The organism is Gaoshiqia sediminis (assembly GCF_025907915.1).
Taxonomy (GTDB): Bacteria; Bacteroidota; Bacteroidia; order Bacteroidales; family Prolixibacteraceae; genus Gaoshiqia; species Gaoshiqia sediminis.
Window position 1 is genome coordinate 117,568 of the sequence record NZ_JAPAAF010000006.1, and the last position, 13,095, is coordinate 130,662.

Here is a 13,095-nt window from a genome sequence, read left to right on the forward strand (position 1 = left end):
TTGAGAATATTTAGACAGTCGTGCCGGTTGACCCCGGCATGATTGTCTTATAATGAGAAAAATGAAACAATAGGCAAGGGCAAGGGTGCCCCGGGAAAACAGAAATAAAAGACTGTAGCATGGAAAAGAAACTAAAAAATATTATCCTGATCGCCATTATGCTGGCAGGAGGTATCCTCACATTGTATAGTTGTGGAAAAGGTGGCGATAACGATATCGTACCGGATGACAATGAAAATCCGCCGGTGGAAGAGGAGTTCCCAATCGATGAAAATAAAACCTTTGTGCATCCGGGGCTTTTGCTTTCGCAAAGCGATTTTACCCGGATCAAAGCAAAAGTTGATGCCGGGGCTGAACCATGGATTTCAGGGTGGAATAAATTGACGGGCAATTCTCATGCAAGCTTAAATTATAGCCCAAATCCCGTTGTCAAATTAATTCGTGGAGGAAACTCAACAGAAGAACCGGAAGCGGACAATTACAGCCGTGCCATGAACGACGTGGCAGCCGCTTATCAGTTGGCTATTCGCTGGAAAATAACCGGTGATGTTGCCTATGCCAATAAATCGATTCAGATCCTGAATGCCTGGGCATCAACCTGTACTTCAATTAGCGGAAACTCAAATAAAGCGTTGGGTGCCGGCATTTACGGATACCAGTTTGCTAACGCAGCCGAAATTATGCGCACCTACGATGGATGGTCATCTGCCGATTTTGGAGTATTCAAACAATGGATGTTGGATGTCTTCTACCCGGTAAACAAGGCTTTTATCGATACCCATTGGGGAACTTGTATTTCGCATTACTGGGCGAACTGGGATTTATGTAATCTGGCCAGTTTAATGAGTATAGGCGTGTTAACCGACAGAGCTGACATTTATAATTACGCCATCAAGTATCTGATCGAAGGTGAAGGAAACGGCCATTTGAAAAAGGCTGTGTATTATATCCACCCGGACGGGTTGGGGCAATTGCAGGAGAGTGGTCGTGACCAAGGACATGCTTTATTGTGCATCGGATTTCTGGGAGATATTTGCGAAATGGCCTGGAAACAAGGAGATGATCTTTACGGATACGACGATTCACGGGTGCTTAAAGGTGCTGAGTACGCAGCCCGTTATAACTTTAATTTAGGGAGTGTTAGTTTTGAACCTTATAATAACTGCGATAACGTTAACCACACCGTTATAAGTGAAACAGCCAGAGGAAATGCGCGGCCAATATGGGAGGTCATTTATAATCACTATGTGAAGCGGCAAAAAATGACAGCGCCCAATGTAACATTGGTGGCCAACATTCACCGTCCTGAAGGTGGCGGTGGCGATTATGGCCCCAATAGCGGAGGTTTTGATTCATTGGGCTTCGGAACACTTTTGTTTACCCGGGAATAGCAATATTGAAAAGTTAGCCTTTTCCAGAAAAGGCGTTTCCCCCTTTCAGGAAACGAATAGAATGTAGTCCTGGCATTTTTTGCTCAGGTTAGAATTTTATGTCCTTGTATGAATAGATGTCTGATGTTTTAAGTTGTTTGTAATCAGTAAAATAATCAAGAATGAGATTTTGTATTTATTGCACAGGTGTATTGGTAGTAGCATTGCTTTTAAGTATGACTTGTATGGCAGAGGTAAAAGAAAACGTTAATTCTCCAAATGGGGATTTGCAATTGATTTTTTATACTGAATCAGCTAACAGCTTAAAGGCTTTTTATTCGCTTAATTATAAAGGTCAGGTTGTTGTTCAAAAGTCTGAGTTTGACATTGTTCTCGACAACCACCTCTCCGAGCTGGCGATGGCCATAAAGCCGGATGACAATTACCATTTTATCAACGATATGAAATTCGTTTCCCGAAATGATACTTCGGTTAATACCAGTTGGAACAATGCTTTTGGCGAACGCAGCACAGTTGTCGACCATTACAATCAATCTTCATTCTTGTTTGAAAAGCGAAGTAAACCGGGCTACCAATTGCAAATCGATATCCGGGTTTATAATGAAGGGGTAGCCATTCGATATCATTTTCCGCTCAATCCGAAAGGGCTCTATTATCGGGTAATGAAGGAGAATACGGAATTTGTTTTGCCCGAAGGAACCAAAGCCTGGTATCATCGTTGGGCACAGGCACCATACGAATTGCTGCCACTCGAAAATTGGGTAGATGAGTCGGAGCGGCCATTAACCTGCGTATTACCCAACGGGCTTTATGCTTCTATCGGCGAAGCCGGATTGGTGGATTATGCCCGCATGAAACTAAAATTAAAGGATGGTGAGCCTGGCACGCTGGTGTCATCCCTCTACGAATCAGTTGACCAAATTACCCCATTCAGTACGCCCTGGCGTTTTATTTTGGTGGCCGAAACACCCGGGCAATTGTTGGAAAACAATGATATGATCCTGAATCTGAATGCTCCTTGTGAAATTGAGAATGCAGACTGGATCAAGCCCGGAACAATCATGCGCGAAATTGCGCAAAGCAACGAAAATTCGAAAGCGCAAATTGATTTCTCCGCCGAAAATGGCGTTGATTATTTACTGTACGACTGGAAGTGGTATGGCCCCGCTTTCGATTTTGCATCGGACGCATCTACCGTTTCCATTGATCTGGATTTGCAAAAATGGATCGAATACGGGAAAGAACGTGGCGTTGGCATTTGGGTGTACGTGAACCAGCAAGCCCTGCTGACACAGATGCGCGAGATTTTCCCGATTTATAAAAAATGGGGAATCAAAGGCGTGAAGTTTGGTTTTGTACAGGTTGGTTCGCATCGCTGGACACAATGGCTCCACGAAGCGATTCAACTGGCAGCAGACAATGAATTGATGGTGAATATCCATGATGAGTTTCGCACTACCGGTGAGAACCGAACCTGGCCCAATATTATGACCGTTGAAGGCATTCGCGGGAATGAAGAATTCCCGGATGCGACTCACAATACCATTTTGCCTTTTACCCGCTTTGTTGGAGGCATCGGCGATTACACCGTCTGTTATATGGACAAACGCCTGAAAACAACCCATGCCCATCAGCTGGCATTGGGAGTTGTGTACTTCAGCCCGTTACAAACCATTTACTGGTACGATAAACCTGAAATGCTGGATGGTGTTGCCGAGACTGAATACTTTAAAAATCTACCTACGGTTTGGGATGAAACCAAAGTGCTTGCCGGAGAAATTGGCCAATATGCTGTTGTCGCTCGTCGTAGTGGCGACGAATGGTTTGTTGGTGCAATTACGAACAACCAGGGAAGAGAACTTCCCCTTAGTTTCGATTTTTTGCCCCAGGGGAAAAAATATACTGCTCAGATTTATACGGATGATGCCAGTCTGAACACCAAAACGAATGTGAAATTGAGTACAATGACAGTTTCAAGTAAATCCAATATAAGCGCAAATTTAATTGATTCCGGAGGGATGGCCATTCGGCTGATACCTCAAGATTAGTTTTAGTAGTAGAGAGCTTGATTGTGCCCGGATTCGTTCCGGGTGCATTCATTCTTAATAAACAGAAGGAGATAGTCGAATGAGAATTGTCAGGCAATAATCACCTTAAAAGAAATACAAGAGAATAAAAATAAACTAGAAAAAACCATGAAACGATCAATCTATTTAATGACGATAATGTTTTCATTGGCGGTTTTTACGTCATGCACCACAGAAACAAAAAAAGGGAGTTTTTCAGTCGATAAAATGCTGGAGTATTCGGTGCAGAAAGTTGAGACAACAATGAAAAGCTTAACCCAAGTCGATAGTTTGCCGCGTAATATTCTTCAAGGCCAGACTGATTGGAATATAGTTGGCATTCACGACTGGTGCAGCGGTTTTTGGCCCGGCATTCTGTGGTATGCCTATGAAGCATCAGGCGATACCACTATTTTGAGTCAGGCACAAAAATTTACCGACCCGTTGCGTGGCGTGCTGGATGTTCCTGTTGATAATCACGACTTAGGATTTATGCTGTATTGCAGCTTTGGTAACGGATACCGTTTGACAGGGGATTCAGCCTATCACGATTTTCTGCTGGAGGCAGCCGACTCGCTGGCAACGCTTTTCAATCCCAAAGTGGGCACTATTTTGTCGTGGCCCGCGATGCGTGAGAAAATGGGCTGGCCACACAGCACCATCATCGATAACATGATAAACCTGGAACTCTTGTTTTGGGCCGCTAAAAACGGGGGAAGTCACGATTTGTACGATATGGCCGTTAAACATGCCAAAACTTGTATGACCACGCTGGTTCGCCCGGATTATTCGATTTACCATGTTGCTGTTTTTGATACGGTTGACGGACACTTTATAAAAGGGGTAACCCACCAGGGATATAGTGATGGCTCCATGTGGGCACGCGGCCAGGGATGGGGAATTTACGGCTACACCATGTGCTTCCGCGAAACCGGGAAAGATGAGTTTTTGACGATGGCCGAAAAACTGGCTGATAAATTACTGGAACGCCTTCCGGAAGATGGAATGCCCTATTGGGATTTCGATGATCCGGCTATCCCCAACTCGCCGAAAGATGCATCGGCAGCCGCTGTTGCAGCATCAGGCATGCTCGAGCTTTCAACCTATATGAAAGACGAAAACCTGAAAGCAAAATATAAAGATGCTGCTGTGGCTCTGTTGGCGAAGTTGTCTTCGAATGAGTATTTGAGTGGAGATAAAAACCAGGCGTTTCTGTTACATTCTACCGGACACTATCCAAACGGTTCAGAGATTGATGCTTCAATTATTTATGCCGATTACTATTATCTCGAGGCATTAATGCGCCTGAAAAAAATGGATGAACAATAATATAACCTAAACCAGCCAGCATCATGTCCCGGTTACTATTTTCAGCTATTCTTGCTTTATTTTGTTTGTCGTGTCAACCGAAAAAACTTACTGATCGGGGAATTAATTACGATTTTTCGGAAGTGCATCTCCTGGTTCAAAGTTGGGTTGACAGTGGCTATTACGATGGAGCAGGGCTGATTATAGCCCGGGAAAATGATGTAATACTGGATACTTGTTTTGGCAGTTACACACCCGAAACACAAGCTTATATCGCTTCTTCCGGAAAATGGCTGGCCGCTGCCACCATTGCCGCCGTGGTTGACGAAGACAAACTTTCGTGGGATGATCCGGTGAATAAATGGTTACCTGAATTTACCGATGTTAAGGGAACCGCCACACTTCGCCAATTACTTTCACACACTTCGGGTTATACCGATTATCAACCAGAGGGAGTGCCAAAAGATGATTACCAGACATTAACAGAATCGGTTGCCCATATTGTCAATCTTCCTGCAGATACCATCCCGGGAACTGAATTTTATTATGGCGGACTGGCCATGCAGGTGGCCGGTCGTATGGCCGAACTGGCAACCGGGAAGGACTGGGAAACACTTTTTCAGGAAAAAATTGCTCAGCCATTGGGGATGAAGAATACCCATTTCACACCTGTCGATTCGTGTGAAGGGCATAGTCCAATGCTCGGAGGTGGCGCTCGCTCAACTTTGCACGATTATGCCAGCTTTCTGAATATGATATATAATGATGGTGTTTTTGATGACAGACAAATCCTATCAAGAGAAGCCATCCGCGAAATGCAAGCCGATCAGGTTCGTGGGGCTCAAATTGTAAGCCCCAAATATGTAGAAAGGGTTCGGGCCGCTCATCATAACGGTGTTTACGGTTTGGGCGAATGGCGCGAAGAACTCGATTCGTTGGGGAACGCCGTGCTGATAAGCAGTCCAAGTTGGGCCGGAGCCTATCCTTGGATTGATAAAACCACCGGGACATATGGTTTTTTCATTACTCATGTGAATGTTGAGAAAGCGAATCAGGATGTTTTTTCGGCTTTCTATAGCAGTCCGGTTTTGATGGAAATGGTACATGATATTTATAAGAGCGTTGAGTAAGTCAGTTGAAACAATAACAATGTTAAAAGAACTAAAATGAAAAAAATCGCACTGCTTGGAATCGGTCTGGATACCTACTGGGAACAGTTTGACGGATTAAAAGAACGATTAATCGGTTATCAAAAGGAGATCAAAACGAAAATGGAGGGTCTCGGTGCAATGATTGTCGATGCCGGGTTGGTGGATACTCCTGAAAAATCCGTTCAAGTTGGTAATTATTTAAACAGTCAAAATGTTGATCTTGTTTTTCTTTACGTTTCAACCTACGCATTGTCTTCTACAGTGTTACCGGTAGCTCAACGTATTAAAGCACCCTTTATAATCTTGAATTTGCAACCGGTTGCGGCGATCGATTACGAGGCCTTCAATGCATTGGGTGATCGGGGAAAAATGACTGGTGAGTGGTTGGCTTACTGTCAGGCTTGCTCTGTTCCCGAAATAGCTGGCGTTTTTAATCGGGCTGGTATAAAATACGCCATAGTAACCGGATACCTACATGATGATATGGCCTGGCAAAATATTGCCGACTGGATTGAGGTCGCAAATGTTGCGGAAATAATGCGTAACAACAGACTCGGTGTTTTAGGACATTATTATAACGGCATGCTGGATGTATATACCGACTTAACTCAACAGTCTGCTGTATCTGGAACACACTTTGAATTGATTGAAATGTGTGAACTTGACAAATATCGGAAAGAGGTAAATCAGGTAGAGGTCAGATTGAAAATCGAAGAATTTGACAATGCTTTTGATGTATCAGAACAATGTGAGCAAATTGAAATTGAAAGGGCTGCAAAAACCTCTGTTGCATTGGACAAATTGGTTGAGGCACATAAACTTGGTGCAATGGCTTATTATTATGAGGGAGAAGCAGGTAATGATTACGAAGATATTGTAACCTCTGTAATTGCAGGAAATACCTTGCTTACCGGGAAAAATATTCCGGTAGCCGGCGAATGTGAAGTTAAGAATGCACAGGCCATGAAAATTATGGATGCCTTTGGGGCAGGAGGATCTTTCTCTGAATTCTATGCAATGGATTTCAACGATGATATTGTCATGCTTGGACATGACGGACCTGCGCATTTTAAAATAGCTGAAGGTAAAGTAGGCCTTGTTCCCTTGCCAATTTATCATGGAAAGCCTGGTAAGGGTCTTTCAATTCAAATGAAAGTAAAAAACGGACCTGTTACGTTATTGTCCGTAGTTCATGGTACCGATGGTATCTTCCTTCTTGTTGCTGAAGGCGAATCTGTTGCTGGACCCACACTGCAAATCGGGAACACCAACAGCCGTTATCGCTTTTCAATTGGAGCTCGTAAATTTATGGATGAATGGTCAATGAAAGGGCCTGCACATCACTGCGCCATTGGTGTGGGACACATTTCTCATAAAATTGAAAAATTAGCTATGCTATTGAATATTCCTTCTGTAAGAATCTGTTAATCAATTTTCGGCAGGAGTATTTGGAATTGTTATTTAGAATTGAATATGAAACGCAGAAACTTCCTAAAACAAATCGGAGTCGGAGCAGCCGGAATTATGCTGGTTCCATCATTTGTAAAATGTAATTCACCAACTGAAGATTTGAATTTCAATTGGGGTGAGATGGAGCGGCTGTTTATGAATCCACCTGACTCAGCGGAACCCTGGGTATTTTGGCAATGGATGAACGGCAACATTACCAAAGAAGGAATAACGCTCGATTTGGAAGCCATGAAACGCATGGGGATCGGAGGTGCACTTTGTTTCAATAATGCCGTTGGAATTCCTGCCGGTCCGGTAGATTATGCAAGTAGCACCTGGTTTGAAATGACCGAATATGCTGTCGGGGAAGCAGCTCGATTGGGGATTGAGATGATGATCCACAATTCTCCCGGGTATTCAGGAACAGGAGGGCCATGGATTACTCCGGAAATGAGCATGCAGCAATTGGTCTGGACTGAAACACAGGTGAAGGGTCAACAAAGTATTAGCGTTCACTTACCGCAACCACATGCCCGCATGAACTGGTATCGCGATGCGTTTGTATTGGCCTATCCATCACTCCCGGTTGAAAATGGGTTGATGAAGGATCGCCTTTCTAAAATACTTGTCAATGGAAAGGAAATTGATAAAGCTGTTTTGTTGGATGGTAATGCCGAAAGTAAAATCAGGCTGGAACAGGATGGCAGCGATAAATCAAGTCTGCTTTTAGTCTTTAATGAGGCCTTCGAAGCCCGTTCAATTACGATTTTGAGAAAAGCCGAAATTCCGCATGACCTGTTTGACGGGCCTCGTGATCACCCGCCCCGGTTTGAGCTGGAGGTTTCTGATGATGGACGGACTTTCAGGAATGTAGCATCTTTTAGTACACCCCAACTGCGTGAAATGGATACCCCTGCCATGCAGAATTTTGAGGCGGTTTCGGCTCAATATTATCGGGTGGTGACTTCTGATCCAACCTGGATTTCCAATATTGAACTTCATTCAGGACCTCGTTTAGCGGGTTGGCCGGGAAAAGCGAACTGGACCCATGGGAGCGATGGTGGAAATAAACCGAATATCAGTTCGGAGTTAATCATTGATCCGGAAAAAGTTGTCGATCTGACCTCCAAGTTGGATCAGGATGGACAATTGGAGTGGGAAGCTCCGGTTAAGGGCAACTGGACCATTCTTCGTATCGGCCATACGACGACAGGCGAAGAACCGGCAGCCCATCCGGATGCAGGGAAAGGCCTGGAGATCGACAAATTCAGCAGGGAAGCTCTGGATTTTCATATAGAGCATTTCAATAGCAAATTGGTGACTTTGCTCAAACCCTACATTGGCAAGAACTTTTTGGGCTTTACAACCGACAGTTGGGAAGCCGGTAAACAAAACTGGACGATGCAATTGCCGGCAGAGTTTAAGCAACGTACGCATTACGACATCAGGCCATGGGTATTAGCCATGACTGGTCGTATTGTTGCCGGTGTGGAACAGACGGAGCGTTTTTTCTGGGATTTAAACAAGGTTCAAGCTGATCTTCTCGCTGAAAACTATTACGGACACTGGAGTGAATGGTGTCACCGTCAGGGGTTGCAATACCATGCCGAACCTTATGGCGACGGGAATCTGGACAGTATGAAAATTGGTCAGTTTCTGGATGTACCTATGTCTGAATTCTGGACCCGAAATATTTATGGTAGCCCGATGACTTCCAAACAAGCGGCCTCAATTGGTAATGTTTACGGAAAGCCAGTCGTTGCAGCTGAATCATTTACCGGTATGCCCGCTACCTCAAAATGGACTGATTACCCCTATTCATTGAAAGCGGAAGGTGATTGGTTTTACACATTAGGCGTGAACCGACTGGTATTTCATGTTTTTGTTCATCAACCCTATACCACCGGATTACCGGGAATGACGATGGGACCGTTCGGAACCCATTTCGACCGAAATAACACCTGGACAGAGCAGGCTTTTGGGTGGATTAATCATCTGCGTCGTTCACAGTTTCTGCTTCAACAAGGGTTAACAGTTGCAGACATCTGCTATTTTCAGGGCGACAATCCGCATTCAGGTGTGCCGGATATTTACCCGTTAATGCCGAAGGGTATTCGGGGCGATGTCGTTGGACGTGATGCTTTATTTAATCGGTTCTCCATTCAAAACGGAAAAATTGTTTTGCCCGATGGAATGACATACAGCTTGTGCATGATGGAAAAATTGGATGCAATTCTTCCGGATACGGTTAAGCGTCTAAAAGAACTTGTCGATAAAGGAATGACTTTGGTCGTTCAAAATAAACCACAGAAATCTCCCGGAATGAATGGATCAGATGAAGATATTCAAAGCCAGGTTGATGAACTATTCGGCGATTTGGATGGTCATTTCGTAAAACGGCGCAGCTTTGGGAAAGGAAGTGTCTATTGGAATGTTCCGTTGTCGGATGTGCTAAAGGAACTTCCGGTTGAATCTGACTTTCTGTACACTTCGCAAAATCAAGATGCCACAATTCATTATCTGCACAAAAAAATTGGTGGTGCAGAAGTTTATTTTGTCTCAAACCATAAACGGAGAAAAGAAAAGATTCATGTTTCGTTACGCGTAAATGGTCTTCAGCCTGAAATTTGGAACAGTGAAAGCGGCGAAACATATGTTGCTCCAATGTTTGAGACAAAAAGTGGTCGATTGGAAATGCCGCTCGAATTGGATCCTGCCGGTTCTGTGTTTATTATTTTGAAGGATAAGCAGCAATCAGGAGTAATTACTCAAATTACAAAAGATGGCACTATTCTTTTGGAAAATAAAGCTTACGCTAAACCCGACCCCGCAAAATACAAATTGGTACAAGATGATTTTTCAGTTGCATTGTGGATAAAACCGGATACTTATGCTCATGGCGGGCGAAGCATGTTGTTTCATTCAGCCAATGGCGAAGAAATTTTTGGTGAAGGTCATGCCATCTGTGGCTTGGGTGCCGGACAGAATGGTGTTTTTGTTTACGAACAAGCAAGCAATCGCGCCAATCAGATTCTGACTTTCGACGAGCCTCTTGAAGGCTGGACACACTTGGTTCTGAACTACCGGAACGGAACCCCCGAATTGTATGTAAACGGTGAAAAAGCAGCTATTGGAAAGAAATCACCATTTCATATTCATCCGGGCTTGGAGGCTCCTGCTGAGGAGAGCCAATTCATAAGTTATTTCGAGGGTAACTATACAAAACCACAGTTGGAGGCATCGGTATTGTCGGAAAGTGACATTAAAATGCAATACCGGAAAGGTTTGCCGGATTTAGATTTATTATCTCCGGTTTGGCTGAATAATCCCGGTAGCGGACAACTCAACGCTGCCTTTCTGGAGAACGGAAACTATGAACTTTACCAGCAATCCGGAGAAAAAGTAATGTTACCGATTAAAAACTGCCTGGAAGTGGATTTAACAAACTCGTGGCAAGTGTCTTTCCCGGAAGACACAGGGGCTCCATCTCAAATAAAACTGGACAGCCTGAAATCATTGATTAAACATGAAGACTTTGGTGTCCGGCATTTTTCAGGAACCTGTACATATCAGAAAAAACTGATGCTGGATAGTGTGCTGTTTTCGGAAGGTCGCAGATTTTTTCTTGATTTGGGGCGGGTTGAAGTTATTGCCCGTGTATTTCTTAATGGCAGGGAAGTCAGCCTTCTTTGGAAAGAGCCATTTGTTGCAGATATAACAGATTTTGTAAATGAAGGGGAAAATGAACTGCAGGTTGAAATAACTAATCTGTGGGCTAATCGCTTGATTGGAGACGAACACTTACCCGTAGAAAATGAATACAGCAAAGACCGTTTCATTTTTAAGCTACCAGATTGGTATGTTAACAACCAGCCCAAACCAGGCAAGCGGATAACATTCAGTGTTTGGCACAATCTTGAAAAAGAAGACCCGTTATTGGAGTCCGGTTTGCTAGGGCCTGTGAAATTAATTTGTGCTGAAGAAAAATCAATTTAAACTGATGAGAACTACAAAAATAACTATACCGCTCTTGTGTCTGGCTTGGTTAACATCTTGTCAGGCGGACAAGTCAAAGGAGTTAAAAACAAAATCACAGGAATTAGAGGTGAAGTCTGTATCTAAAGTATATGTTTCAGACAATGGCGACGGAACTTATACCAACCCAATTTTACAGGCTGATTACTCCGATCCGGATGTAATTCGCGTGGGCGATGACTTTTACATGACAGCATCAAGTTTTAACAGCTCACCTGGCCTGCCAATACTCCATTCCAAAGATTTGGTGAACTGGCAGATCGTGAATTATGCGTTGCCGGTTCTTCCTGAGGAAGTTTACGACAGTCCTCAATATAGTAAAGGGGTTTGGGCTCCATGTATTCGGTATTACAATAATGAATTTTATATATTCTGGGGCGATCCCGATTTTGGTATTTATCGTGTAAAAACCAACGATCCTTTCGAAGAATGGGAAAAGCCTGTTTTAGTGAAAGCAGGTAAAGGAATGATTGATCCAAGCCCACTTTGGGACGACGACGGTAATGCTTATCTGGTAACAGCCTGGGCGGGATCGCGTGCAGGGGTTAACAGCATTCTAACCGTTTGGCGTATGTCGCCCGATGCAACTGAATTACTGGACAACGGGCGGAATATTTATTCGGGACACGATTACAACCATACCATTGAAGGTCCGAAGATATACAAGAAAGACGCTTGTTACTACATTATGGCTCCTGCTGGCGGTGTCGAAAACGGATGGCAGCTGGCGCTTCGTTCGCAAAGCATTTACGGTCCATACGAAGAAAAAATTGTAATGGCTCAAGGTTCAACCGACATAAACGGGCCGCATCAGGGAGCTTATATTGAAACGCAATCGGGTGAGCCTTGGTTTGTTCATTTCCAGGATCGGGGAGTTTACGGCCGCATTCTTCACCTAAACCCTGTAAATTGGTTTGATGGCTGGCCGGTGATGGGCGAGGATCAGGACCGTGACGGGTGCGGCGACCCTGTTCGAACCCATCAAAAACCGGATGTTGGTCGCGAATGGCCGATAGCCAGCCCGGCTGAATCAGATGAATTTGACGGAGAAAAACCGGGTTTGCAATGGAGCTGGAATGCCAACGAAAAAGTTAACTGGAGCGTGTCTATGCCGCAGAAAGGTTTTTTGCGTTTGCTGGCAGTACCAAAACCAACTGGTGAAGCTTCGTTATGGAACGTTCCCAATATTTTGACTCAGCACTTACCTGCCGAGAATTTCACCGCGACAACCAAGGTCAGTCTGAATATTGAATGGGATATTTGGCAAAGTAAACAAGCAGGGTTAATGATGCTTGGCAACAACTATTCCTATTTGGCAATCCGAAAAGATGCTGACAGTTTTTACGTGGAACAGATTCAAAATGAGGGAGCAAACTTAGGAGGGTTCGAAAAGAGCATTGCGAAACGACGAATTGGCTCGAATACTGTTTTCTTGCGGGTGAAAGTTGAAGGTCCCGATGGACTTTGCCATTTTTCATTCAGCGAAGATGGTGAAAACTTCAGACCGATTGGTGAGGATTTCTATGCCACAAGGGTTTTGTGGAGCAGCGCCAAGTTGGGGATTTTCAGCACTTCTGAACCCGGCTTTCGAATTGGCGGATGTGCCGATTTTGATTGGTTTCGAATAACTAAATAATTAGAAAAATGAACAAGTCATGGCTTCTCTTTAAGTGAAACCCTGACTCAAAAAAAGCA

Annotated in this window: 7 protein-coding genes; all 7 read left to right on the top strand. The window is 44.1% G+C overall.

Going from position 1 to position 13,095, the window contains the following annotated elements:
- The first annotated feature begins 119 nt into the window (after positions 1-119).
- The 7 genes from N2K84_RS06555 (at position 120) to N2K84_RS06585 (ending at position 13,036) form a co-directional block, all read left to right on the top strand.
- Positions 120-1,391 (top strand): alginate lyase family protein, encoded by a 1,272-nt coding sequence (locus N2K84_RS06555; RefSeq protein WP_282590987.1) that lies wholly within the window; start codon positions 120-122, stop codon positions 1,389-1,391.
- A gap of 161 nt (positions 1,392-1,552) precedes the next feature.
- Positions 1,553-3,439, top strand: coding sequence for a glycoside hydrolase family 97 protein (locus N2K84_RS06560; RefSeq protein WP_282590988.1), 1,887 nt, complete (start codon positions 1,553-1,555; stop codon positions 3,437-3,439).
- 282 nt (positions 3,440-3,721) lie between these two features.
- Positions 3,722-4,786: a glycoside hydrolase family 88 protein gene (locus N2K84_RS06565; protein WP_282590989.1), complete on the top strand. Its 1,065-nt coding sequence runs from the start codon at positions 3,722-3,724 to the stop codon at positions 4,784-4,786.
- Between the two features lie 23 nt (positions 4,787-4,809).
- Positions 4,810-5,895, top strand: coding sequence for a serine hydrolase domain-containing protein (locus N2K84_RS06570; protein WP_282590990.1), 1,086 nt, complete (start codon positions 4,810-4,812; stop codon positions 5,893-5,895).
- A gap of 36 nt (positions 5,896-5,931) precedes the next feature.
- On the top strand, positions 5,932-7,344 hold the full coding sequence (locus N2K84_RS06575) for an L-fucose/L-arabinose isomerase family protein (protein WP_282590991.1): 1,413 nt from the start codon (positions 5,932-5,934) through the stop codon (positions 7,342-7,344).
- 45 nt (positions 7,345-7,389) lie between these two features.
- Positions 7,390-11,361 carry a glycosyl hydrolase gene (locus tag N2K84_RS06580; protein WP_282590992.1) on the top strand — a complete coding sequence of 1,324 codons (3,972 nt, stop codon included), beginning with the start codon at positions 7,390-7,392 and terminating at the stop codon, positions 11,359-11,361.
- A 4-nt stretch (positions 11,362-11,365) separates the two neighbouring features.
- Positions 11,366-13,036, top strand: a complete 1,671-nt coding sequence (locus tag N2K84_RS06585; protein WP_282590993.1) for a glycoside hydrolase family 43 protein — start codon at positions 11,366-11,368, stop codon at positions 13,034-13,036.
- Positions 13,037-13,095: the final 59 nt, after the last annotated feature.